Source organism: Stenotrophomonas sp. 57 (assembly GCF_030291075.1).
Lineage (GTDB): Bacteria > Pseudomonadota > Gammaproteobacteria > Xanthomonadales > Xanthomonadaceae > Stenotrophomonas.
Genome location: NZ_CP127407.1, coordinates 1,931,760 through 1,956,304 on the forward strand (window position 1 = coordinate 1,931,760; position 24,545 = coordinate 1,956,304).

17 protein-coding genes and 1 tRNA gene are annotated in these 24,545 nt (G+C 64.1%); 11 read left to right on the forward strand and 7 right to left on the reverse strand.

Annotation, left to right across the window (positions count from 1 at the left end; all coding sequences use genetic code 11):
* The first annotated feature begins 52 nt into the window (after positions 1-52).
* The 3 genes from QP512_RS08960 to QP512_RS08970 are packed head-to-tail and all read left to right on the forward strand — an operon-like array spanning position 53 to position 3,508.
* The gene (locus QP512_RS08960) at positions 53-1,282 is read left to right on the forward strand and encodes an oligosaccharide flippase family protein (RefSeq protein ID WP_286071775.1); all 1,230 of its coding nucleotides are present in this window, start codon (positions 53-55) and stop codon (positions 1,280-1,282) included.
* A gap of 13 nt (positions 1,283-1,295) precedes the next feature.
* Positions 1,296-2,690, forward strand: coding sequence for a bifunctional cytidylyltransferase/SDR family oxidoreductase (locus tag QP512_RS08965; protein WP_286071776.1), 1,395 nt, complete (start codon positions 1,296-1,298; stop codon positions 2,688-2,690).
* On the forward strand, positions 2,687-3,508 hold the full coding sequence (locus QP512_RS08970) for a LicD family protein (RefSeq protein ID WP_286071777.1): 822 nt from the start codon (positions 2,687-2,689) through the stop codon (positions 3,506-3,508). Before QP512_RS08965 ends, QP512_RS08970 begins: the two co-directional genes overlap by 4 nt.
* A gap of 57 nt (positions 3,509-3,565) precedes the next feature.
* Here the strand turns inward: QP512_RS08970 and QP512_RS08975 are convergent, their stop codons facing one another.
* The 6 genes from QP512_RS08975 to QP512_RS09000 all read right to left on the reverse strand — a co-directional run bounded on the left by QP512_RS08975 (position 3,566) and on the right by QP512_RS09000 (position 9,414).
* Positions 3,566-5,737 carry a YjbH domain-containing protein gene (locus QP512_RS08975; protein ID WP_286071778.1) on the reverse strand — a complete coding sequence of 724 codons (2,172 nt, stop codon included), beginning with the start codon at positions 5,735-5,737 and terminating at the stop codon, positions 3,566-3,568.
* Positions 5,734-6,507: a capsule biosynthesis GfcC family protein gene (locus tag QP512_RS08980; protein ID WP_286071779.1), complete on the reverse strand. Its 774-nt coding sequence runs from the start codon at positions 6,505-6,507 to the stop codon at positions 5,734-5,736. The genes QP512_RS08975 and QP512_RS08980 overlap by 4 nt, the downstream gene beginning before the upstream one ends.
* 2 nt (positions 6,508-6,509) lie before the next feature.
* Positions 6,510-7,190: a YjbF family lipoprotein gene (locus tag QP512_RS08985; protein WP_286071780.1), complete on the reverse strand. Its 681-nt coding sequence runs from the start codon at positions 7,188-7,190 to the stop codon at positions 6,510-6,512.
* Position 7,191: 1 nt separating this feature from the next.
* The gene (locus QP512_RS08990) at positions 7,192-8,301 is read right to left on the reverse strand and encodes a polysaccharide biosynthesis/export family protein (RefSeq protein WP_286071781.1); all 1,110 of its coding nucleotides are present in this window, start codon (positions 8,299-8,301) and stop codon (positions 7,192-7,194) included.
* 80 nt (positions 8,302-8,381) lie between these two features.
* On the reverse strand, positions 8,382-8,714 hold the full coding sequence (locus QP512_RS08995) for a hypothetical protein (RefSeq protein ID WP_286071782.1): 333 nt from the start codon (positions 8,712-8,714) through the stop codon (positions 8,382-8,384).
* Between the two features lie 109 nt (positions 8,715-8,823).
* On the reverse strand, positions 8,824-9,414 hold the full coding sequence (locus QP512_RS09000; protein WP_286071783.1) for a phosphatase PAP2 family protein: 591 nt from the start codon (positions 9,412-9,414) through the stop codon (positions 8,824-8,826).
* A 109-nt stretch (positions 9,415-9,523) separates the two neighbouring features.
* Here QP512_RS09000 and QP512_RS09005 point away from each other — a divergent pair.
* From QP512_RS09005 to QP512_RS09015, 3 genes are all read left to right on the forward strand, one after another.
* Positions 9,524-9,600 (forward strand) — tRNA-Arg (locus QP512_RS09005).
* A 618-nt stretch (positions 9,601-10,218) separates the two neighbouring features.
* Entirely contained in the window at positions 10,219-10,698 is a 480-nt protein-coding gene (locus tag QP512_RS09010) for a hypothetical protein (RefSeq protein WP_286071784.1), read from the forward strand.
* Positions 10,699-11,573: 875 nt separating this feature from the next.
* Positions 11,574-12,056 (forward strand): hypothetical protein, encoded by a 483-nt coding sequence (locus QP512_RS09015; protein WP_286071785.1) that lies wholly within the window; start codon positions 11,574-11,576, stop codon positions 12,054-12,056.
* Positions 12,057-12,109: 53 nt separating this feature from the next.
* Here the strand turns inward: QP512_RS09015 and QP512_RS09020 are convergent, their stop codons facing one another.
* Positions 12,110-13,012, reverse strand: coding sequence for a dihydrodipicolinate synthase family protein (locus QP512_RS09020; RefSeq protein WP_345783118.1), 903 nt, complete (start codon positions 13,010-13,012; stop codon positions 12,110-12,112).
* A 140-nt stretch (positions 13,013-13,152) separates the two neighbouring features.
* On the opposite strand from QP512_RS09020, the gene QP512_RS09025 reads away from it, so the two are divergent.
* The 5 genes from QP512_RS09025 to QP512_RS09045 all read left to right on the forward strand — a co-directional run bounded on the left by QP512_RS09025 (position 13,153) and on the right by QP512_RS09045 (position 24,527).
* Entirely contained in the window at positions 13,153-13,617 is a 465-nt protein-coding gene (locus tag QP512_RS09025) for a GNAT family N-acetyltransferase (RefSeq protein WP_286072018.1), read from the forward strand.
* 132 nt (positions 13,618-13,749) lie between these two features.
* Complete coding sequence (locus QP512_RS09030; protein ID WP_286072081.1) at positions 13,750-14,073, forward strand: hypothetical protein; 324 nt, start codon at positions 13,750-13,752, stop codon at positions 14,071-14,073.
* Positions 13,962-14,297: a helix-turn-helix domain-containing protein gene (locus QP512_RS09035; RefSeq protein WP_286071787.1), complete on the forward strand. Its 336-nt coding sequence runs from the start codon at positions 13,962-13,964 to the stop codon at positions 14,295-14,297. The genes QP512_RS09030 and QP512_RS09035 overlap by 112 nt, the downstream gene beginning before the upstream one ends.
* Positions 14,298-14,757: 460 nt before the next feature.
* On the forward strand, positions 14,758-20,841 hold the full coding sequence (locus tag QP512_RS09040; protein ID WP_286071788.1) for a CshA/CshB family fibrillar adhesin-related protein: 6,084 nt from the start codon (positions 14,758-14,760) through the stop codon (positions 20,839-20,841).
* Positions 20,838-24,527: a hypothetical protein gene (locus tag QP512_RS09045; RefSeq protein ID WP_286071789.1), complete on the forward strand. Its 3,690-nt coding sequence runs from the start codon at positions 20,838-20,840 to the stop codon at positions 24,525-24,527. The genes QP512_RS09040 and QP512_RS09045 overlap by 4 nt, the downstream gene beginning before the upstream one ends.
* Positions 24,528-24,545 lie beyond the last annotated feature (18 nt).

Consider the following 24,545-nt stretch of genomic DNA (forward strand, 5'->3'; position numbering starts at 1 on the left):
CATTGAATCGCGGCCGCCTCCAGCTCACTGGGCTCACGCTGGCTTGCCGCTGATGGATGCATCTACCCTCAAGCGTTTGTCTGGAAACGCCGGCGCACTGTTGGCCATCCAGTTGGCCAATGCGCTGTTGCCCCTTGTGCTGGCTCCGTACCTGACGAGAGTACTGGGACGAGACGGCTATGGCGCATTCGCGTTCGGTGCCGCATTGATTCAGTTCGCAGCGATCATCACCGACTATGGCTTCGGGATTTCGGCTGTCTATCAGATTTCAAGAGCACGCGGCCATCGGGAGCGCATTCGCCGGATCGCCGGGGCAGTGCTGCTGGTAAAGCTGGCGCTCTTTGCTTTGGTGGGCGTGGCGTTGATTGGCTACGTGATGAGCGCAGACCACGTTCCGGGCGGCAGTATCTACATCGTACTCCTGCTGATATCGATCCTGGGCCTGACACTGCAGCCGGTATGGCTGTTCCAGGCACTTGAGAAGATGGCCAGCGTGACGATCTACATCGTGGCGTCTCGCCTGGCCTTCGTTCTGCTCGTCCTGCTCTTCTGCCGCAGCGCCGACGATCTTCCTCTGGTGGCAGTCCTCAATGGGATGGCGTACCTGTTTGCAGCCCTCGCCGGCTTGTATGTCATGCGGGGGCGCGGCCTCGCACCCTGCTGGCCGGGCCTGAAACGTATAAGAGTGATTGCGGGTGCCTCCACGGAGTACTTCTGGTCACGGATTGCGGTTGTCAGCTATGGCGCGGGCGCGACCATTTTCCTGGGTGTCTTCGGCACCGCAAGCCAGGTTGCGATCTTCTCCGTGGCTGAGCAGTTCTACAGGGGGGCCATCGCCATCTACTCGCCAGTAACCCAGGCGATATACCCGTATATGGCCAGGTCGCGCGACATTGCCTTGTTCAGGAAGATATTCGTCGGTGCACTCTCTTTGGCGGTGCTGGGTGTCGCATTTGGAATCCTCTGCGGGCCGATGCTGATATCGATGATATTTGGAGAGGGCTATCAGGAGAGCTACCCGGTGCTGGTGGTGTTTCTGCTTGCGCTGCTTGCCGCCATCCCCTCAATCCTTCTCGGCTACCCCTTCCTGGGCGCGCTGGGACAGGCGAAGGTCGCCAATCGCAGTGTCTTCCTGGCCGGCTTCGTTCAGGTGCTGGCACTGAGTGCCATCTATTTCCTGGGCGTTGGCTCTGCGTTGACAGTGGTTGTCGCGGTGCTTCTGGCCGAGTCAAGCGCTCTTATCTGGCGCGCACGTGCTGCTTACCCTTATCTAAAAGCTTGAGGATGTTGGTCATATGAAGGACGTCAAAAACATAGCGGTCGTTCTCGCGGGGGGGAAGGGCTCAAGGAGCGGCTTCAACAAACCCAAGCAGATGATGAAGCTTGCTGGAAAGACGGTCCTTGAGCATGTGATTCAGGCCTTCCAGTCACATGAGGCCATCCACGAGATACTGATCGTTTCCAACATGGACTGCATCGAGGAAGTCGAGTCCGTTGTCACCAACGGTCGGTTCGGAAAAGTGAAGGCCATCATCGGAGGCGGGAGTGAGCGCTACCAGTCCTCGCTGGCTGCCATCGATGCGACACGGCATTACTGCAAGGATCACAGGGTTCAGCTGATCTTCCACGATGCGGTGCGCCCGCTTATCAGCCGTCGGATCATTGGCGATGTCGTCGAGGCGCTGCGGAGCTACAACGCAGTGGATGTGGTGATCAAGACGACGGACACGATCATCGTCGCGGATCCCAGGACCAACACGATCTCCGGGATACCCGATCGCAGCCTGCTGAGGAATGGGCAGACCCCGCAGGCGTTCTCGCATCAGACGATCGAGCGCGCTTATGGCATTGCCATGAAAGATCCCTCCTTTGTAACCACCGACGATTGTGGCGTTGTCCTGAAGTACCTTCCCGAAGAGAAGATCTTCCTGGTGGATGGCGATACAGGCAACATGAAGCTGACTTACGAAGAGGATCTGCATATCCTCGACAAGCTCTGCCAGCTGCGCTCGACGCTCCTGGATGTAAAGGAACGAGTTCAGTTCTCACTTTCGGCGCTGAGGGGCAAGGTCCTGGTCGTCTTCGGCGGGACGAGTGGGATCGGCAAGGAAATCGCCGATATCGCGACTGCGTATCAAGCCAAGGTTGTTGTGGCTGGCCGTTCGACTGGCATCGACATATCCAGTCTTGAGGACGTCACAGGCCTGCTTGCCGACGTCGCGCGCAAGCATGGCAGGATTGATTTCGTTGTGAACTCGGCGGCAGTGCTGGTACGTCAACCTCTGGTTGATATGGATCAGCTGGATGTGGCCGAGGCAATCAACGTGAACTATGTCGGTGCAGTGAATGTCGCGCTCGCATCTTTCGACTATCTCCGCGACTCGCAGGGGCAGCTGCTCAATTTCACCTCCAGCTCGTATACCTACGGAAGATCGATGTACAGTCTGTACAGTTCGTCGAAGGCCGCGGTGGTCAACCTGACGCAAGCGCTCGCTGATGAATGGCACGCTCAAGGCGTGCGGGTGAATTGCGTGAATCCAGAACGAACCGCGACTCCCATGCGCACGAAGGCCTTTGGAATCGAGCCGGAAGGCTCCCTGTTGAGTGCGGAAGAGGTTGCAGAAAAGTCCCTGCTGGTGCTGCTGTCTGACTACACGGGCCAGATCTTCGATGTGAAGAAGACGAAATGACTGCGCATGCGATCGAAGATGTTCAGCAGGTGATGCTCAATGCGCTTCAGGAGTTTCACGAATTCTGCCTGCGGAATCAGCTTCGCTATTACCTAATTGGCGGCAGTCTGATTGGTGCGGTTCGGCACCAGGGGCCGATCCCGTGGGACGATGATATCGACATTGGAATGCCCAGGTCCGACTATCTCCGATTCCAGAAGCTGTCTTCGGAGTTCTCGCCGAGTTATCGTGTGTCGTATGTTGGGGGAGATGCTGGATACATCTATCCTTTCAGCAAGGTCTACGATGTCAGCACGTCGGTTACGGAAGTGCTGTGTTTCGAGTTCACCCGGGGGGTCTGGCTGGATGTGTTTCCATTGGATGGGACATTCCAGGGGCGGGCGATGCGGACTTTCCATCTCTGGCTTGCCCGCCTGATGAAAGGCGGCTTTGCCACGGTAACCGGTGCCTATGTTCCGAAGGACTGTTCCCGAGCCGTTCGAAGCGTGCGCGCGTGCATCAGGTGGGTTGCGAAGCCGGTTCCTGTAGGCTGGATTCATTCAGCCCTGCATTCCTTCCTGGCGATGAAGTCGTTTGACGCGTCTACCCACGTGGCGAATCTGCTGGGCCGTTGGGGCCCGCGAGAGGTGTCCCGGCGCGAAGTCTTTGAAGCGGCCGTACCGATGCAGTTCGCCAATCATGAATTCCTGGCGCCGGTTGGTTACGATGAGTATCTTCGTGGCGTCTATGGCGATTACATGAGGCTGCCGCCGGAGGCCGCGAGGGTTCCGGCGCATTCCACGGGTCACATCTCACTTGTGAAATCGTTTATCGACTGAGTCGAATGCACGCCGCAGGTTCATTCCTGCGGCGGCATGTCCGCCAGTTTGAGGCGCTCAGTCGACGACATCCTGAAGACTTTCGTAGAAGGAGCGCCTGTCGCGTTCGCCGGTGAGCGTGTAGAGAGAGTACTTGCGTCCAAGCATGGCGCCACCATCGCGAATCAGTGGAGCCCACGTAATGGCTGCCTGGCCGCGCGTCGACCTGGGAAGAACCGAATCGAACGGTATGCTGAAGTAGATTCCCTTGTCGAAGCTTCCTTCGCCGAAATCCTTTGCAGACATGTCCGTCTTTGTGACGTAGGCACCCATGCTCATGCCATTGTCGAACACCCGAGCGACGTTGAGGGTGGCGCCGTAGTCGCCAGCAAGGTAACGCCCCAGGGAAAGCGTGCCTACAACGCGATTCTGGCTGTCGAATGAGTAGTAGAGCGTTGCATGGCCTGTAGTGATTCCGTAGTCGCGCAGTCCGAAGTGCTGGTCAAAGTCACGCTGGCGAACATGGTTGAGATTGGCGCCAATTGCCCAGGATTCACCCATCGGGCGATACAACAGCTCTCCGCCGATGCCTGCGTACATCCACTCAAGATAGCCGGCATAGGCAATACCGTACGTGTCCCTTCCAAGCCTCCCGGCCACGTTGGCTTGCAGATTGGGAAGTGTGAGGTCAGAGGTGTTCAGGTATTTGCGGATGTCCGTTCGAACCCGGGGCACTCTGCTTGGCGCGTCATAACGGAACTTGTCATAGTTGTTGATGACGTTGGCACTTGCGGTTCCAGTCACCCACATGTTCGGGTTGAGGAACGCGCTACCGCTCGCATTGGCTGAGATCTGGTACAGGATGAATCCATCCGGTCCCCCCAGATTCTGGCGGTACCCAAGGCTGAAGCCGCCGCCCCATGGCCGGTTGCTGGCTGCATAGAGCTGATCGACCTGTTTTTCGCCCGGCGCGGATATCTCGACGCTGCGGCGCAGATCATCCTCGGTTGCACGGCCATCGAGATACGCCTCAAGCGTTTCGCGCTTGAACGACATGTCGACAACGGGCATGCCCATACGCGTGGTCCGGAAGGTGTACCAGTCGTATCGGTCATCAATGGAGTTCGCCAGGATCCGTCCCGCTCTTCCCGCGCCCTTGGCGCTGCTGGCATAGCGGTTCTGATAGCCATCAATGATCAGCTCTCTGCCATCGTGCGAGATGCTGTCGACGCGCAGTCCTGCGTTGTTGTCCAGTTCGTTCGCAATCCCGGCCCACGCCGGTTCGCGTGCGGGGCTGGAGGGCGCGGAACCTTGGCGCTGTGACGGGTGTTGAACGATCCGCTGCGGAGGCGGGTCAAAGGGCTTCGGGGCCGGAGATGCTTGCCCCGGGTTTCCGCGTAGCGTCAGCGAGAACATTGCTGCTTCGCCACGCTCCCACGCGGCGGTCAGTTCAACGTTGCGATTTGGCGTGTAGACCAGGCCAAGGTTGATGGGTGAACTCTGCGCAAGGTTGTTGCGGCGAGGTTCGCGCCTGTAGTCATTGCCGTCATATTCTACCTTGAGAAGGAGGGAGTTCAACGGCGTCTGATAGGTGACGCCACCGAAAACCCCGACAGGTCCCTTGAACATGTTGCTGATGCCGAACTTGCCAGCGTCCTGGATGTTGCTGGACGCGATGGGTCTGCGATCCTTGAAGCGATCACTGACGAGCCCAAGGGGATTGGAAAAGTCGCCGCGATTTCCGAGGTAGCCCGTCGCGAGCCCGAGTGAGGCATCGATGGGTCCAAAGCGCTTGCTTGCGACAAGGTACTCACTCGAGAAGAAGCCGGTGCCGCCAAGGTCGCGCACGCCGAAGGCAAGGTCGGGTGTCCAGGGTGTCTCGCTCCAGAGGCGGAGCTTGAAGTCGATGGACTTGTCCTTGTAGTTCTGGTCGCCGCTTACCTTGTTTGCGCCATAGCGGATATTGGACACGTTGATGTAACGGAACGAGCCTTCTAGCCATGGAAATGGCTGCAGCGTCAGGTTGTAGCGACTGTAGGGCGAGTTGTGCGATGCCGTGAACGCGATGTCGCCATCCTCGGCCATGCGTGCGGTCGGCGTCTGCAGCAAGCCGATGCCGCCCCATTCGCTGGCAGTTGGGGGCGGAGCCTGTTGCGCATGCAGTTCGGTCGCCAGGGAAAGCGCCAGCAGTGACAGGGCGAAGGCTGCTGGACGAGCAGCGCAGGCGGGCTTGTGGGTGGAGCGGATCAAGGTTGCAGGGCCTGGGTAGCGATGAATGCCGCGAAGTCGGCATTGAAGGCGCTGTCGACTGCATCGATGGCATGCTGGCGAAGCGGTACGAAGATGACGCCGCCAGGTGCGACGGCCTGCGGGTCAGCGCGGTTCCATAGCGCGACGCCGACCTTCTGCACAGTCATGTCGGGCTGTACGATATAGAGATCATTGCGGTCGGCAGCGCTGGTCACGATGCAGTCGCGCAGGTAGTCATGCACGTCGCGCAACGGCTGGTGGGGGAGTTCGCAAGCTGATTCGACAGCGCCAAGCACGGTGATCGTGTTGGGCCGACGAGGCACGCGCAGCGCATCGCCTTGTTCAAGGATTGGATCGCTGTCCCTTTGAACCTGCATCAGGCGCATGTCGTTGATTGGGAGCGGCATGCGGCCGGATGCGGGATGGTCCTGCAGCCAGCGCGACAACGCTGTCGCGGCCGCTGCGATCTGCGGATCCTGGTGCTCTTCGAGCAGGTCCAGGCTGTACTGCAGGCCGGCCCGCAACCGAACCTGCTGCGGGCGCGCACCCTGCCGGTGCAGTGCGATTCCGGGCAGGTAGGCGTCTGAAGCGGGGTGCGTGGTGGCCATAAGCTGAGACAGGCGAGTGCCTGCAGCCACAGTGTGGCTTCCTGGTGCCAGCGACGCACCTTCGGCGACAACCTCGAGATTGCGGGATGCGGCAGATCCATTCGCGAGGGCAGCGCCCGATGCCAGCAGCACGGCCAGCAGAAGCATGAATCGCAATGCCATGGTCAATCCTTTGCGGGGCGGTATGGCTTGAGCTGCACCAGCTCCACGGTGTAGGACGGGCCCAGTTGCTGCCTGCTCTTCCAGATGAAGCCTGTAACCGGATCTGCCCAGTAGATGTTGTGTGCCCGGAAGCCGCCCACGATGCGCTCGTCAAAGCGCACTAGGGATCGCTCCTTGCCCAGGATGCTGATTGACTCGATGTCGCCGCGGGTCAGCGTGCCCGTGGCCTGGACACCCATGCGATAGCTGGGAATCCAGTCGTATTCCCGCTGCACGGTGGTGCTGGCGTTGAGCGCCTCCAGCCTGACAAACGGCGAAGCGCCGATGATTCGGGCCTGGAGTTGCCGACCCGGGCTCGAAACGCCTGTCACCAGTCCCGTGCTGTCGAGCTGGAACACGGCATTGCTGCCGGCATACCAGCTCTGGCGACCTGCATCGACGTAGCCCAGCACCATCACCGCTGACAGATCGGGGGTCTTCAACTGCGCCTGGGGAAAGCGGTTTGCGGCGACCTGTTCAGGCGTAGCCACCACCTGTCGCTTGAACAGCAGGCGGAAGGAGTCGCTGGTTGCACGGCTGGCCGTGGTGCAGCCTGCCAGCGTCGCCAGAACGGAAAGGGCCATCATCCATTGGAGGGTGCGCCGCAGATTGCTGCGCGCCCGAAGCACATCCATGCACATCATGTCACTTGTTCCCGACTTCGTTCTCCGTGCGGGCGGCGGTATACAGGATGTTGGTGAACGGCAGCAACTGGTTCACGAAGCGGTTCCAGCGGGTGACGCCGGCCGCGCCGACGAAGACCACATCGCCTGGCTGCAGCATGAACTGACTGCCGACCGCGAATGCGGTGGGGGAGCGGGCTTCCAGCTGATAAATCGTGGAGGGAACGGTTTCCAGATCCTTGCTGCCACGGATCACGTAGACCGCATTGCCGGCGGAGGTTTCCTGGGTCAGGCCGCGGGCACGGCCCAGTGCCTGGTTCAGCGATACATCGCCGGTACGGAAGCTGTAGGCGCCGGGAAGATTGACTTCGCCCACCACGAAGATTTCCTTGCGATCCAGGTAGGGAATGAAGATCGAGTCCCCGTCCTTCAGGAACAGTTGGCGACCGCCATGCTGGGTAGCCAGTGTTTCCAGATTGATCGTATAGGTGGCGCCAGCGCGGCTGAGGCGCACGCCGGACAGGTCCGCCTGATTGACGTTCAGGCCGGCTTGGCTGATGGCGTCGGCCAGGGTCAACGGAGAGGTGCCCAGCGCGATCGGCGCTGAGCGCTCGGCGGCGCCAGTGACCCACACGCGTTGACTGCCGTAGGTGAGAATGGAGACATCGACCTGGGGAGATTCGATGTACTGGGCCAGGCGCCTGCTGATTTCCTCGCGAAGCGCGACGGGCGTCTTGCCCTTTGCTTGGACCTTGCCGATGTAGGGGTAGAACAGGGAGCCATCGCTCTGCACAAGGCGCCCGGCAAGGTTGCCCTGTTGTTGAGGGCCTGCCGGTACCGTCAGTTCCGGGTGATCCCATACGGTGACGTAGAGAATGTCGCCGATGCCGACGGTGTACTCCGGCGGCTGGTAGTCGAACAGTTCGGAGGGAAGGACCTGCTCGCCCTGCGTGGCTCGATCCATCGCAACAAGCTTCGGCGTGATGCTGATGAGCTCAAGATGGCGGTCGTCGCTTTGACGTCCAAGCGAGACATCGCTGTGGCGCAAGTGCTGGCCGGGCGCCAGCAGGCAGCCGGAAAGTGTGGTGGCTGTCAGTAGGGCAGCCGCGAGGCAGGTCAACTTCTTGATCATTTGATTACGTAGATTCGACGGGCATAAAAAACCCTCGCCAAGCATTGCCCGGCGAGGGCCTAAAGCGTGCTGCAGCGGTATTAGCCGCCGGTGCCGCCGGTCCCACCCGTGCCGCCGGTGCCGCCGGTACCGCCGGTACCGCCAGTGCCCGGGGTGCCCGGATTGCCCGGGTTGCCACCCGGATCGCTCGGACCGCTGGTGCTGTCACCGGCAACGCTGTAGAGCACGGCGCCGGCAGCAACTGCGATGACGCTGGTGCCGACAATGGCTGCGGTGGACAGGCCGGCTGCTTCGGCACCTGCAGCAGCTGCGGCTGCTTCTTCCGGAGCGGCAGCGGCTGCGACAGGAGCTTCCTGGGCGAACACCGGCGAGGACAGACCCAGCAGGGCCAGAGCGGCAATCATCTTCTTCATCTACGGGGTCTCCTACTCCGTCAGGGAAATTTTTCCACCGCTATGTTGGCGGCTATTCAGTTGTGCTGTCAAGAAATGTGGAGGAAATGTGGAATGACCTTCCTGATTTTCAGAAATGCTGGAAGACATCGGCCCTTCCGGAGATGAATTTCGCCAGCGCGATGACCAGCTGATGCGTGTGGACGTCGGGCATGGCGAGGGGCAGGGCCGTGCCTGCGAGTACGGCGACAGCGACGGTCACCATGCCTGGGCGCGCGGAGGGAAGCGCGGCGCGCAGCGCCCATCCGGAACAGCCCATTCCAAGTGCCAGCCCGGCAATCACTTCAGAAAGACTGTGCGCATGCAGCGGGATCCGTGACCAAGCAATGGCGGTGGCCAGCAGTGCGCCGGTCACCAGGCCGAATGCCCGGGCGCGCTGGCTGGGACCGGCAACCAGCATGCCGACAATCGGATAGACGACGCTGGACATCGCCGCGTGCCCGGAGAAACCGGTGAAGTGCATGCTCTTGATGCCAATCCCCCAGCCCATGAAGGCCAGCTTTGAGGCAAGCGTGACACCGGCGGTGACGGCGATGGCAAGCAGCCATCGCCATTTCAGGCGCGCATCGGGGCGCGGCAGCGTGATCAGCAGCACCAAGGCCATGGGCAGCAGCCAGCGGCTGTCGCCAAGGGCGGAGAGGATTCGCCAGACGTCGGACATCCAGTTCACAACGGGTCGCGGCGGGCCAGCATATCCACTTCATGGGCTGTGCAGAACGACGCCCGCTTGGTCCATTCAGCCGGACGCGGTATCCTGTGCCGCTGCCAATGGCCCCGTAGCTCAGCTGGATAGAGCGTCCCCCTCCTAAGGGGAAGGTCGCCCGTTCGAATCGGGCCGGGGTCACCATTGATCAATGACTTGCGCAATTTCATGGCGAGCGACATCGCTCTACAGCGCCTTGCGTCATCCAGCGTTTGGCACAGTTGGCACAGCTGTTTGAACCATGCGTTGTGCTGAAATCCGTACTGAAGGCCCTGCTTAGAGGCCCGGATGACGAGCCTCAATGGCCTTGCTGCGTGGCACGGATGAACACGGCAAACAAGATCAGCCAGCAGTTCAGGGATTTCATCGCAGGCCTCGGGGGAAGCGGGCCTGATTACTGCGGGCTCGGTTTTTGTACTGGGAATCCTTGCAGGCTGAGCTGTCTTTCAAGAACGGCCGCCGTCTGAACCTTTTTCACCAGGGTCGATCGCTGATGGTCTAGAAGCGCTTGGCGCTCTTGTCGGTGCTGCATCTACCATCTTCATTGCCGTGCTTGCCTCTCAAGAGGTTGCTAGGCGGAAGAAGGAAGCGCTATCAATCTCTGTGTCAATTCCATGTTGGCCTGTGCACATTCCGAGTTGGATCGATGGTCGGATGCTGTGTGCTTACGCAATTTGACCGATGCAGATGGATCGTGCTACGTGAAAGGGCTGGCTAAAGGATCTATAGCGAGCATTTTGGCCAATTCGATAGGGATATGTAATGAAGCTCAAAGTCTTTGCGCTGTCCGCATCTGTAGCATTTCTCTTCGCCGCTGGATCTGTGTGGGCTGGCAACACCACGTCTCCGCAAAGCGCCGTAGTGGTAAGCACCAGGAGTACTTATGCTCCCGGTTCCGTCGAAGCCCAATCCGTGTTGCAGTGGGTGAAGCAGCGCTCTCCGGGATACGCGCCGGTGCTGGAAGGCGTGACTGTGGAAGTGGTCAAGAAGACCTCTTCTTCTCCAAAGTCGAGTGGTGCGGTAACGCGTGCATCAGCGCCGCCGCCGCCCGTACCGCTCCCGAGCAGGGCCAATGCCGGCGATGAGTTTACCTTCACGACCACTGACCGATACGGCAATAGCGAGACTTGGGGATACACTTGGGTCAGCGGTGGCAATGGCGGCGGTTCATGGGTGCTCGTTGAGTATCACTACAAGAACGTCAGCTACGGGGATTCGGAAAGCCCCGACACCTTTGGTTGAGCGGTGTTGCTACCTCCAAGCAAGGCGGTAGCCCCGAGGCTATCGCCTTTTTCGAAGTGGATCACGGGGAGCTGGACGAATTCGGCCGCACATGGCAGGAGCCTACCGCTGAAGGAGACCAAGCCCCGCCCGAGGGGCGCCCGAAAGGCCCGAAAGCGCTCCGCAACTGCTGCAGATGCTGCGTCTTACGGCGCTTGCGGCCCCCGGGACGCGCGTAATTTGGCACAGCATTGGCACAGATCGCACCAAGAGCATTGTCGGGATCGCCCCCTCGCAAGGGGAAGGTCGCCCGTTCGAATCGGGCCGGGGTCAACATGAATCAATGACCTAGGGATGCATTGCGCCATGCGCCCTGATCGGCCCTGCCGACTGGATACCGCCTGAAGGTGCCGTGCTGTAGCACCCCTGCTATCGAAGTGCGTCTTCAGCTGTTCCGCAGCACAATTCGATGCGCTGCGGTGTTCTGAGTCGGATGAATGCCCAGAGCGCAGCTGGAAGGTCTCAGGGGGCACGGATGCCCGCAATCGGATAACTACTTGCCGGACCGTAGGGAAATGCCCAGGGGGCGTCCTGGCCGGGGGGTGCAGGTCTGTCTGAGCAGTCAGCGATGATGATTGAGCGAATCGCAGTGGGCCGCACAGACGTGGCAACTGAAGTGGCGCGGATCAGAAAAGTAGTTGGGCCGCGCCGGCCGCAACATACTGCCCGGCACGCGATGGGTGCAGGCGCTGTCAGAGCCATTGATGCTGCTGACGCCATCGCACCTTCCGACAGGCCCAGACTGCGTGGCCTGTCATATTTGCCGGGGGACGTGCTGGGTACACTCGGTTGGCACGCATGAGGCGTGCACTACGCCAATTCCGAGGACGATAGTCATGTTGAAAGGATTGAAACCTCTCGCCGCCGCAGCGCTGTGCCTGCTCGGCCTGTCCGCATTCGCCCAGAACGCCGCTGCTGCGCAATGGGTCGAGACCGGCCGCACCGCGTACCTCAAATTCAGCTTCTTCGGCAGCTTCACCCAGCACACCTGTACCAATGGCACTGCGCCGATCCAGGGCTATCCGGGCACCTGCGCCAACGATGCGTCCAGCGGCTGGACGGCCAATTACACCGCCTCCAGCGGGCTGTCCAATGAGCAGGTCATGGCCTGTGGCGTCAATCCGTTCCAGCTCGGTTCTGTCTGCTACGGACTGGCGTATGCGATCAACGGCCAGGTCCAGGCCGGCGGTCTGCCGGCGGCGTGCAATCCTGGTGCGCGCGCGGTAGTCACGTCCACCAGCATGGAAACCGTCGAGATCCAGTACGAAGAGCTCGACGTGGACACCATCGAGTCGGCGCGCGAGTACGTCTGCCAATAAGGGAGTGACGGGGCGCCGCCGTTGACCACGGCGGCGTCCTGCGTGAGGCTCCGCTACGCGCGTCGCTGCCGCAATCCAAGCGTCTCCAGCGCGTCGGCCACAAGCGCCCGATCATTTCCACGCAGCACCTGCAACGGCAACGGCAGACTGTCTTCACCACACAGCCCCAACAGCGCCGCGGCACATGCCATGACGCGGATTCCACCAAACCGGTCATACAGCGCCCAGAGCGGCGCAAGCCGCTGGGACAACGCCTGCGCAGCGGCCATCTTGCCGCCAAGCGCTGCACGGGTGATCTGCAGTGCCACCTCGGGGAACAGTCCGCCCATCACCGAGTACCAGCCGTCGCAGCCTGCGGCCAGCCCGTGAACGGCAGCGGCATCGCCGCTGATGCCGAGGGTGACATGCGCCGGAATGCAGGCGCGCAGCGCCGATATGCGAGCTGCGGCCTCCGCCGGGTCATCGGGGAGGCGGGGGATCTTGATCGAGGCGATGTTGGGCAGGGCGGCGATGCGCCCATGCAGTTCATCGGTGAACCGGAAGCGGGTGGCAACGGGGTTGTCGTAGACGCAGATCGGCGTGCGCACCGCTGCGCAGACAGATTCGAAGAGCGTGTAGACCTCATGCTCCTTCAGCAGCTGGTAGGACACGGGCGAGAGCAGCAGGCCATGCGCACCGGCATCTTCGGCATCCCGTGCCAGCTCAAGCACATCCCGGGTGCGTAGTGCACCGATGCCGGCGATGACCGGCACGCCGCCGGCGTGGGCGAGCGCTTCGCGCAGTACGCGCTTGCGTTCGTGCTTCTCCAGATAGGCATAGCTGCCGGTGGAGCCCAGGATGCCCATCGAATCCACGCCCGAACCCGCCAGGCGCTCGACCAGTCCCGCAAAGGCCCGGAGATCGATGCCGGCTTCAGAGAGGGGAGTGAGGGGAAATGCGCTGAGGCCTTTGAACATGGGATCTCCCCGGCGAGGATGAGAGGGGCGCTGCCAGGCGGCGGCAGCCGGATGTCCGGAATTTTTTATTGTCCTATGACAAATATCAAGTGCCACCGGGCAGCGTGCAGGTCCGGCAGGAATCGCGCACCATGCGTGTCATGGAACCGAATTTTCGTCCTGTCCAGCCTTTGCATTACGCCACCATCGCCGGTTGGCTCGATTCGGCAGCGGCCACCCAGCGTTGGGCAGGGCCCGGCGTGCCCTTTCCCTTGCCACCGCCGCGGTTCGCGCAGGCGCTTGAACTTGAGGCGCGCCCCGGCTGGGTGCTGCTGGGCGAGCGCGATGATTGCCTGGGCTTTGGCCAGAACTGGCTGACCGACGCCGGCACCGCGCACCTGGGCCGCATCCTTGTTTCACCGTTGATGCGCGGGCGTGGCCTGGGGCGCTCGCTCATGCAGGCGCTGGGCGCCGAGGCCCTGCGATCGCCGGGCGTGCGGCGGCTGACCCTGCGCGTCTATTGTGACAACGCCCCCGCGCTCACCCTCTATCGCGATCTCGGTTTCCAGCCGGTGGAGGCCACCTCCACGCCGGACCTGCTGTTCATGCAGCGCGCTGACGGCTGAATCGGCCCATGGACCGCATTCCCCAGCTTCTTGTATCAGGACGAATCCATGCGCCTGGAGGTCAGCACGCTGGCTGAAGGGTTGGGTGTTCCGCTGTCGTTCGGACACGTGTAGCTGGCGGTGCTGGTGTGCGTGTCCGGGCGTGCGCGCCTGGCATTGAATTTCCGTGAGGTCGCGGTGCGGCGGCACGATGTGCTGGTCCTGGCAGAGGACACCTTGGCGCTGCTGCGGCAGCGCTCCCGTGGGTTCCTGGCACTGATCTGCCTGATGCCGAAGGCGCTGGCGTCGGAGGTGGCCTTCGTACTGCCGAATGCACTGTTCAAATTCCTGCACGCGCATCCGCATTGCGTGCCGTCGCCGTTGGATGTGCCGTTGTTGCCGAGGCTCTGTGCATCTCCCCGTTTTACCTTTCACAGGTCACGCGCGAGTGCTTCGGTGAGACGCCGAACGCGTTGATCGACCGTCGGGTGGTGCTGGAGCTCAAGGCACTGCTGAGCTATAGCGAGCTGCCGATCGGTCGTATTGCCGAGCGCCTGTGCTTCGAGGATGCGTCCTACCTGTGCCGCTACTTCCGGCGGCATACCGGGCAGTCACTGACCGGGTACCGCTGTGCGGGGCAGGGCGGCATCAATGCCGCACAGACAACGGCGCTGGAGCTTAAGCGAGCAGTTCCTCGCTGACGCCACCGAGCGCGCGCTTGACCACGCTTCCGCCAGGCAATGGGCGCGCCGAATTTGCATGGCGACTTGCCGGAAAGGGCGATGCGACTGCCGGAACCGTGCACGGGCCGCCCGTGCCCGGTTGCTACAACTGTGGTCAAGCAACAGGCGCCAGAGTTGGCAAACATTAATGTGATGCAGGTCACACATTTGTCTGAAATGTGTTAACTTGGTCACAGATGTGTGTGCCCAACCAGCCGGGTGCAGGGACCAAGGCAGGTGCCACGGAGCCGGCAGAACACGTAGTTGCGTGCGCCGCCGGTGCCGGGATTTCGTCCCAGGACACCCAAATGAACTTCGGCCCCTCTGCGGGCTGAGCGGGGGAATCAACATGTGGCAGTCGACGACGTCGCGCATCCGCGCGGGCGGTGGATGCGTTCATTCCGGAAAAAACCTTCAGTACCTGCAGCTGCGCCGCTGGATGGCGAGCAGTCTGTTGCTGCTGTTGGCGATGCTGGTGCCTTCGATGGCCTGCGCTGCGGCCTATGCCACTGGTGGTAGTAGCCCGTATCGCAACACGGTGCTGTGGTTGACCTGGGGTGGCGGCGCCAATGGCGTGAACAACGTCGTGCTCAACGATGGCGCGACGTCGTCCATCGACATGCCGGTCGCCGCCGGGGTGAACCTGCGCGTCGATTGCCGTCTGAACACGGCCGAGACCAATGTGCTGCGCAGCTATCGCCCCGGCAGCTTCGGCGGCGACAGCCTTGACGACCTGTACAACATCGGCGGCACCGGCACCAGCAACCAGCTGATCGCCGGCATCGCGCGTGCCAGTGGCACTTCCAGCTTCAGCATCACCTGCACGTCGACCTTGGGCGGTGCGCCGTACCGCCTGCGCGGCGTGGTGATGGCCGACGCCGAATCGATCAACAACAGCGGCGAATTCGTCGAGGCCAGTGCGCAGGGCACCTGGAACGTGGTCGAGGTCCGCAAGAACCTGGCCAATGCCACGCCCTATCTGGTGAACAAGTCGACCAGTGGTGCCAACCAGGTGATCCGCTTCGGTCCGGGCAACGACGACAACACGGCGGCGGTCACCTTCCTCAGTTTCGACAACGCCGCACACGCGCCGGGCAACCTGGCGGTGAACATGGGCTTCTCGATGCGCGGCGGCGGCACCACGGCCATCGCCATTGGCCTGCTGGTGCCGTATGCCGACTTCGGTGACGCCCCGCAGAGCTACGGCGATGCGATGCACGTGGTGGACGACCTGCAGTTCCGCTCCGACGGCATTCCGCAGAACGCCAGCAACTTCAACATCAACACCGCCGGCTACACGCCCGGTGGCCTGGCGCCGCCGCTGACCGACTTCCTCGGCAGCCTGGGCCCGGACACCGAACAGCGCAGCACCTACAGCGCCGATGCACTGGGCGACGACAACTCGCCGGTAGCGGGTAGCCGCGAGGAAGACGGGTGGCCGAGCAACTACCGGTTGACCGTGATGCAGGCCGGTACCGTGATCAACCAGCCGGTGGCCTGCGTTGGCAATGGCAGCGTGGCCGGCTGGATCGACTTCAACCGCAATGGCCAGTTCGATGCCAACGAGCGCAGCAACACCGCGCTGTGCAGCGGTAGCCAGGCCAACCTGAGCTGGACCGTGCCGGCCGCGGTCAGCGCCGGCACCAGCTACGTGCGCCTGCGTTACGCCACCAACGCCACGCAGATCCAGAACCCGACCGGCGTGGCCGATGATGGCGAAGTGGAAGACCACCGGGTCATCATCACCGCGCCGTCGCTGAAGGTGGTGAAGGGCAACAACGCGACGGGTGGCGTCTGGAACTATGGCCAGGCAGGCACCAACTATACCCTGACCGTCAGCAACACCACCGATGTGCCGACGGGCAATCCGCCGAACGTGCCGGCGGGTGTGATCACGGTTCGTGACCAGCTGCCGGCCGGGATCGTGCCGAACTGGACGGGTGTCCATGTGAGCGGCAGCTGGAGCTGTACGGCCAGTGGCCAGGACGTGACCTGCACCAGCAGCCAGGTGCTGGCCGCAGCCGGCAGCGCCGGCTCCAGCTCGGCCTTCACATTGCCGGTGACGGTCACCGCTGCTGCTACCGGCGTGCTGACCAACCATGCCGGCGTGGGCGGCGGCTACGATCCCTTCAACAACGGCAATCCGCCGGTACCCGGCAGCAGCTGCACCGACGTTGACCACTGCACGCGCAGCGATGTGACCGTGCCGGTGACACGGGTGAGCTATGCCAAGCGCTCGAACACCACCGGCCCGGTCGCTGTGGGCGCGACCGTCAGCTACACGGTGGATGTCACCGTGGCCGACGGCAATACCCGCGATGTGCTGACCCTGACCGACACCCTGGGCACCGGCCTGGATTTCGCCAGCGTCAACAGCCCGGGTGCGTTCACCTGCAATGCGGCCAATCCGTTGGTGTGCACGCTGCCGGCAGGCACCGTGCCCGGCACCTACAGCCTGAGCTACACGGCCACCGTGAATGCCCAGGCCAGTGGCCAGGTGGTCAACACCGTGGTCGGCACCGGTACCGATACGCCCACCTGCAGCAGCAACTGCACCACCACCACGCCGGTGGCGGTACCGCGCATCTCGGTGTCCAAGGCCAGCAGCACCGCCGGCCCGGTTGCCATCGGTGACAGCGTCGCCTACACCGTCACCGTGCTGGTGGCCGACTCGCGCACCACGGCGGTCACCACCCTCACCGATACGCTGGGCACCGGCCTGGACTTCGGCAGCGTCACCAGCGCCGGCAGCTTCAGCTGCGTGCCGGGCAATCCGCTGGTCTGCACGCTGCCGGCCGGCACGGTGCCGGGCAGCTATGCGTTCTCGTACACCGGCGTGGTCAACGCGCAGGCCAGTGGCCAGGTGCGCAACGCGGTGGTGCCCAGCGGCACCGACAACCCGTCCTGCGTGGGTGCGTGCGATACCACCACGCCGATGGCCGCCGCGCAGGTGGTCTATGCCAAGCAGGCGTCCACCGGTGGACCGGTACGGGTGGGTGACCGCATCGACTACACCCTGACTGCAACCGTGACGCGTGCGCGCACCAGTGCCGTGGTCACCCTGACCGATACGCTGGGCAGCGGTCTCGACTTCGCGGGTGTCAGCAGCGCGGGCGTCTTTACCTGCAACGCCGCCAATCCTCTGGTGTGCACGCTGCCGGCCGGCACCTTGCCGGGTACCTACAGCCTGACCTATGGCGCCACCGTCAACGCGCAGGCCAGCGGCAGCGTGCGCAACGCCGTGCTCGGCAGCGGCACCGACAATCCGTCGTGCAGCGTGAACTGTGACACCACCACCCCGGTGGCGACGCCGGGCGTAAGCTACGCCAAGTCGGTGAACAGCACCGGCCCGGTTGCGGTGGGTGATCGCCTGACCTACACCCTGACCACGGTGGTGACCAACTCGCGCACCACCGATGTGGTCACCCTGACCGATACCCTGGGTACCGGCCTCGACTTCGGCGCGGTGACCAGTGCGGGTGCCTACACCTGCAATGCGGCCAATCCGCTGGTGTGCACCCTGCCGGCGGGAACCGTGCCGGGCAGCTACAGCCTGACCTACACCGCCGTGGTGAATGCACAGGCCACCGGCCAGGTCACCAACGCCGTGCTCGGCAGCGGTGGTGACAACCCGTCGTGTACCGCCAACTGCGGTACCAGCACGCCGGTGACCGGCAGCGCGATCGACTACCGCAAGACCTCGGCCGCAGCCGGTTCGGTGAAGGTGGGTGACAGCATCGCCTACACACTGACCGCGGTGGTCAGCAACTCGCGCACCACGACGGTGTTCACCCTCACCGATACGATGGGCCCCGGCCTGGACTTCGGTGCGGTGACCGCCAGCCAGGGCTTTGCCTGCAATGCCGCCAATCCGCTGGTGTGCACGCTGCCGGTCGGCACGGTACCGGGCACCTACACGGTGGAGTACACCGCGCGGGTGAACGCGCAGGCCAAGGGCAGCGTCAGCAATGCCGTGCTCGGCAGTGGCACCGGCATCAATACCTGCTCCAGCAACTGCGGCACCACCACGCCGGTGCTGTCGGCGGTGGTGACATACCGCAAGCAGTCGACCACCGTCGCTCCGGTGGGCGTGGGCGATGCCGTGGACTACAGCGTCGAAGTGACGGTCGCCAACTCGCAGACCCTCGATACGCTGACCCTGACCGATACCCTGGGCACCGGCCTGGACCTGCAGTCGGTCACCCAACCGGGGTCGTTCACCTGCAATGCCAGCAATCCGCTGGTCTGCACGCTGCCGGCTGGTACTGCGCCGGGCACCTATACGCTGGGCTACCGCGCGCTGGTCAATGCCCAGGCCAGCGGCAGCGTGCGCAATGCCGTACTCGGCACCGGCGGTGACACGCCCACCTGCAGCGGTGCCTGCAGCACCGAGCACGCGCTGGCCGAACCGCGCGTGGTGCTGGAGAAGCAGTCCGGACCTGCCAACGGCACCGAAGTGCGACCGGGCGACCGCCTGCGTTATACGCTGGTGGCCACGGTCGAGCGGGCGGCGCTGCGCCAGCCGCTGCAGCTGGTTGATACGCCGGACGCCGGGTTGAGCATCGAAAGCCTGCCGGCCGGATGCGTCCAGCGGGGGCCCGACATCGTCTGCACGGTGCCGACGGGTACCTCGATCGGTCGCCACGAATTTGTCTACCAGGCCGTGGTCAATCAGGAGGCCCGCACCGAGGTGCTGAACCGCTTGCGCGGACAATATCCGGATGGCTCGCCGCCGCCGGACTGCACGACCTGCGAGACGCGCCACAAGGTGGTGTCCGACTTCGCCCTGCGCATCACCAAGACCGCCAGCCCGCGCCGGGTGAAGGTGGGCGACCTGGTGCGCTACCAGCTGGTGGTCGAGAACGTGGGCGGCAGCCATTGGCGTGATGGCGTGGTGGTCGACACCCCGCCGCCGGGCTTCGGCTATGTCGATGGCTCGATGCGCGTGGCCGATGATGACGGTGCGTTCTCGCTGGCCAGCAGCCAGGTACCGCTGCGCATCGGTGCGGTGGACATTGCCGTGGGCCGCAGCGCGACCATCACCTACCTGTTGCGGGTGGGCGCCGGCGTGCGCGCGGGCAACCACGTGAACCAGGCCGTGGCCACGGCTGACGATGGCACGCCGCTGTCGAACATCGCCACCGCCGAGGTGGCCATGGATGCCGATCCGTTGCTGGAAGACAGCCTGGTGTTCGGCACCGTGTTCGATGACCGCGACGGTGATGGCTGGCAGGACAGTGCCGAGCTGAGCGGCGTGCGTGTGCAGGGCGGGTTCGCTGCTGCGGCCTACGTGCCGGGTTCGACCACGCTGGATCGCGGCGAAGGTCCGCAGCCGCTGGCCGATGCCAGCGCGCCGCTGCTGCACGGGGTGCAGATTGGCGTGGTGCAGGGTCGCGCGTCGACGTCCGACACCGCCGAGGCCCATCAGGTAGTGCTGCGCCAGCGCCTGCGCGAACTGTCCTTCAACGATGACTTCGTGCTGGAAAGCGCTCAGGGCCATCGCCTGCGGATGGACGCACAGGGCGCCACGCGCGTGGAACGCAGCGGTGACGCCGGCAAGGGCCTGACCGCGGCCGAGCCGACCGTGCGCCGCGAGATCGTCCGTGTCGCCGAGGGTTACGAAGTGGCTTATGTGATCGGCAACGAAGGCATCCAGGAGCAGGGCATCCCCGGTGTGCGTCTGGCCACGGTGGAAGGCCTGCTGGTGGAGACTGATCCGTTCGGGCGCTACCACCTGGCTGACGTGCACGGAGGTGACGCGCGCCTGGGCCGCAACTTCATCATCAAGCTGGACCCGGCCACGCTGCCGGCCGGTGCTGAACTGACCACCGAGAATCCGCTGCTGCGGCGGGTGACGCAGGGCGTGCCGACCCGCTTCAGCTTCGGCGTGCGCTTGCCGCCGTCGCCGCAGGCCGCCGCCGAGCGCATGGAGATCGCGTTGGGCGAGGTGCTGTTCGCACCGGGCAGCAGCGAGCTGCAAGCCAACTATCGCCCGGTGCTGAAGAAGATGGCCGAGGTGGTCGACCGCTACCAGGGCGGCGACGTGGTGATCGCTGCCAATGGCGAAAGCCAGGCACTGGCCTTTGCCCGCGCCGCAGCGGTACGTGATGCATTGCAGGCCGAGGTGGCCGAGAGCGCACGCGCCGGCCTGACCGTGCAGCTGCGCACCGACGTGCGTGATCCGCACTCGCTGCTGGCCGGTGTGGATGCCGGTGGCGCGCTGCTGGGCAACGTGCTGTTCGACACCGACAAGGCCACCGTACGCGAGGAGTTCAAGCCGTTGCTGGCCGCCATCGCCGTCCGCCTTGAAGCGCTGGGCGGTGGCCAGGTCAGCTTGGTCGGTCATACCGATGTGCGCGGCAGCCATGCCTACAACCAGGCGCTGGGCCTGCGCCGTGCCAACGCCGTGTTCGAGGCGCTGCGCAGCCAGCTCAGCCCCGCCGTGCAGCAGCGCCTGCGCGTCCGCAACGAGGAGAGCGCCGCCACCCGTGCGGCTGCCCGCCAACAGGAGGCACGCCGATGAGCGCGCATCACTCTGCCGCCCGCCGCGCGCCCCGCCTGCCGCGCGCTGCGCTGTATCAGGCCCTGCTGCTCGGCCTGGCCGGTGCCGCCCAGGCCGCGCCGCCGCCCACTGAGCCGGCGCCGATCCGTTGTGACGGCAACCAGTGCAACGCCGAGGGCGAACTGTTGTTCAGCCTGCGCTCGCGCAGCTACGACGAGCCAGTGACCGAGGGCACCTCGACGCGTTCCAGCTCGCAGGCCCTGCAGCCGGACCGCCGGGTCAGCCTGGCGATCGATGAGCCGGGCAAGGCCACCGTGCGTGGCGAGTTCATGATCCGCCTGCCGGAAGGCGGCGCGATCTGGGCCACCGAAGACCCGGCGATGGGCCAGCCGGAACTGTCGGTCTCCGCGCCGGGCATGGTCGCTTTCGACGAAGGCCGCATCGTGCGGCCGGTCGAGTTCTACGTGCGCGGCAACTACACCGCCTTCATCCAGCGGCTGGAGGTCAGCGTCTACCGCGGCAGCGACACGGACCGTGTGGCAGCACTGGCGACGTTCGAACTGCCGGTGGCCGCTGTTGCCCAGGGCGTGTGGGATGGCACGTTGCCTGCCTCGACGCCGCTGCGTCGCGGCGACCGGCTGGTCTACGTGCTGCGCGCCTTCGATGCCGAGGGCAACGTGGATGAAACCACCGCGCAGTCGATGCAGCTGGTGACGCCTGCGGAATTCGAGCGCGGCAACCAGCAGTTGCGTGACGCGCTGGAAGACCGCCGCGGTACCTCGGTGGACGCCAGCCAGGCAGCGTCGTTGTCGCTGTTGCAGCAGGTGTTCGATGGCAATGGCCTGCGCCAGCAGAACATCCCGGTGTACGGCTCGCGGGTGCGCCTGCGTGGCCGCGACCTGCCGCTGGGGGCGTCGCTGAAGATCAATGGCGACAGCTATCCGCTGGACCAGGATCGCAAGTTCGCCGCCGAGTACCTGATGCCGATCGGCCATCATGCGTTCGACGTGCGCGTGGAGCGACCGGATGCGCCGGCCATCGCGCGCACGCTGGACGTTGATGTCAGCGGCCAGTACCTGTTCGGCGTCGGCCTGGCCGACATCACCGTGTACCAGAACAAGGCCAGTGGGGCAGGGCAGGACCTGGCCCGCGGCGAGCGCAATGATGACGTGCTCAGTGACGGCCGCCTGGCGTTCTACCTGAAGGCCAAGACCCGTGGCCGCTACCTGCTGACCGCACAGGCCGATACCCAGAACCGTCCGCTGGACGAGCTTTTCACGGGGTTCACCACGGCCGATCCGCGCGATCTGTTCCGCAGCCTGGACCCGGACCTGTACTACCCGACCTACGGCGATGACTCGCTGACCCAGCGTGATGTCGACAGCATGGGCCGGTTCTACCTGCGCATGGACTGGGACAAGAACCAGGCGCTGTGGGGCAACTACACCACCGGCCTGACCGGGACCGAGTACGCGCAGTACGTGCGCTCGCTGTACGGTGCGGCGCTGTCGTGGCGTTCGCGCGGTGCCAACGCCTGGGGTGATGCGCGCAGCGAGCTGCGCCTGTTCGGTTCACAGGCCGAAACGGCGCCGGGCCACAGTGAGTTCATCGGTACCGGCGGCAGTCTGTACTACCTGCGCCATGCCAGCATCCTCAGTGGCTCGGACCAGGTGGTGCTGGAAATCCGTGACCGCACCACCGGCCGCGTGGAGCAGCGCGTGCCGATGGTGAGGGGTGCCGACTACGAGATCGATGCCCTGCAGGGCCGCATCCTGCTGACCCGGCCGCTGGCCCAGGTCAGCCGCGAGAACCTGCGCCGGATCAGCCGCGACGTGCCGCTGGACGGCTATGAGCAACGCCTGATCGTCGACTACGAATGGGTGCCGACCGGCTTCGACAGCGACGACATCACTGCCGGCGTGCGCGGCAAGCACTGGTTCGGTGATCACGTGGCCGTCGGTGCCACCTACGTGGACGAGCAGCGCTCCGGTCAGGACTATTCGCTGAAGGGTGCCGACCTGACCCTGCAGGCCGGCCGTGGCACGTATCTGAAGGTCGAGCACAGCCGCAGCGAAGCGACCAGTGCGCCGGTGTTCTTCTCCGACAACGGTGGTCTGAGCTTCAGCCGGCTCAATCCGGAGGGGCCGCGCGAAGGCGAGGCGACCGCAGTGGAAGCGCGCATCAACCTTCGCGAACTGGGCTGGACCCAGCGCGACTGGAACGCCGGTGCCTGGTGGCGCCAGGTGGACGGCGGCTACTCGGTGGGCCGCTTCGATACCGGCCAGCGCGTGCGCGAGCAGGGCGCCGAGCTGCTGGGCTACGTGACCGACGACTTCAGCCTGTATGCGCGCTACAGCGAGGCGCGGCGCGGCAATGAGTCGTTGATCCAGGCCCAGGCGACGGCCGAATGGCGGATCGGCGAGAACGACCGCCTGTCGGCCGAACTGCGCCGTGTGCAGGAAGACCGTGGCCTTGGCGGCAACGTGGCCAGCGTGCTGGCTGCGGCGCGCTACTCGCACCGCATCGGCACGTCGCTGGATGTGTACGGTGGTGGCCAGCTGACCGTCGACGATGACCATGGCCGCTACGCCGACAACGATGCGGTGGTGGCCGGTGGTACCTGGACCTTCGCCAACCTGTCCACCGTCGGTGCAGAAGTCTCCGACGGCGACCGTGGCACCGCCGCGCAGGTCAACGCCGAGTACCGGCTGACCCCGCAGCACAGCTTCTATGGTGCGTTCACCCAGTCCACCGACCGTAGCGAGTACGACCCGCTGTTCAGCCCGAACGCGCAGGATGGCTGGACGCTGGGCCAGCGCTGGCGCCTGTCTGACCAGGTCAATGTGTTCAACGAAAGCCAGTTCCTGAAATCCGGGCAGGAGTCCGGCCTGGCGCACACTTTCGGCATGGACTTCTATCCGGTGGTGGGCTGGAATGCGGGCTTCACCCTGAGCAACGGCAAGCTGGACGCCAGTAGTGGCCAGGTCGATCGCAAGGCAGTCAGCCTGTCCGGTGGTCGCACCTCGCCGGGCACCGAGTGGCAGAGCAAGCTGGAATGGCGTCGCGATACGGGTGCCGAGCGGCGCACGCAATGGGTCAGCACCAACCGCCTGAGCCATCGTCTCAACGACAGCTGGCGGATCGCCGCGCGCTTCAACTACGCCGACACCGACGATGCGATCAACCCGGTGGCGGGAGCGCGCTTCATCGAGGGCAACCTGGGCTTCGCCTACCGGCCGTGGGACAACGATCGCTGGGCGCTGTTCGGTCGTTACAGCTACCTGTACGACCTGTCGACGATGGGCCAGGTGAACGGCGTGGACTACGACCAGCGCACCCAGGTGCTGTCGCTGGAAGGTGTCTACCGCATCGACCAGCGTTGGGAAGTGGCGGCCAAGGCGGCGCGCCGCGAAGGCGAAGTGCGCTACGGGCGTGGCACGGGGCCGTGGTTCGATTCGGCCACCAACTTTGCTTCGGGCCAGCTGCGCTACGACCTGTACTACCAGTGGCACGGCCTGCTGGAGTATCGCCTGCTGGACGTGCGTGACGGCGGCCGCAGGCAGGGTTGGCTGGCCGGTGTCGATCGCGATATCGGCCGCAACTTCCGCGTGGGCGTCGGCTACAACTTCACCGACTTCAGTGACGACCTGACCAGGTTCGACTACACCCATCGGGGGTGGTACCTGAACCTGGTGGGGCGCTATTGATGAAGGCAGCCGAGCGTG

Coding starts and splice junctions, on each gene's coding strand:
- QP512_RS08985 (WP_286071780.1), bottom strand. CDS start 7,190: ATGATGTGCATGGATGTGCTTCGGGCGCGCAGCAATCTGCGGCGCACC.
- QP512_RS09040 (WP_286071788.1), top strand. CDS start 14,758: ATGGCGAGCAGTCTGTTGCTGCTGTTGGCGATGCTGGTGCCTTCGATG.
- QP512_RS09045 (WP_286071789.1), top strand. CDS start 20,838: ATGAGCGCGCATCACTCTGCCGCCCGCCGCGCGCCCCGCCTGCCGCGC.
- QP512_RS08965 (WP_286071776.1), top strand. CDS start 1,296: ATGAAGGACGTCAAAAACATAGCGGTCGTTCTCGCGGGGGGGAAGGGC.
- QP512_RS08990 (WP_286071781.1), bottom strand. CDS start 8,301: ATGATCAAGAAGTTGACCTGCCTCGCGGCTGCCCTACTGACAGCCACC.
- QP512_RS08980 (WP_286071779.1), bottom strand. CDS start 6,507: ATGGCATTGCGATTCATGCTTCTGCTGGCCGTGCTGCTGGCATCGGGC.
- QP512_RS09000 (WP_286071783.1), bottom strand. CDS start 9,414: ATGTCCGACGTCTGGCGAATCCTCTCCGCCCTTGGCGACAGCCGCTGG.
- QP512_RS08995 (WP_286071782.1), bottom strand. CDS start 8,714: ATGAAGAAGATGATTGCCGCTCTGGCCCTGCTGGGTCTGTCCTCGCCG.
- QP512_RS08970 (WP_286071777.1), top strand. CDS start 2,687: ATGACTGCGCATGCGATCGAAGATGTTCAGCAGGTGATGCTCAATGCG.
- QP512_RS09010 (WP_286071784.1), top strand. CDS start 10,219: ATGAAGCTCAAAGTCTTTGCGCTGTCCGCATCTGTAGCATTTCTCTTC.
- QP512_RS09025 (WP_286072018.1), top strand. CDS start 13,153: ATGGAACCGAATTTTCGTCCTGTCCAGCCTTTGCATTACGCCACCATC.
- QP512_RS09015 (WP_286071785.1), top strand. CDS start 11,574: ATGTTGAAAGGATTGAAACCTCTCGCCGCCGCAGCGCTGTGCCTGCTC.
- QP512_RS09020 (WP_345783118.1), bottom strand. CDS start 13,012: ATGTTCAAAGGCCTCAGCGCATTTCCCCTCACTCCCCTCTCTGAAGCC.
- QP512_RS08960 (WP_286071775.1), top strand. CDS start 53: ATGGATGCATCTACCCTCAAGCGTTTGTCTGGAAACGCCGGCGCACTG.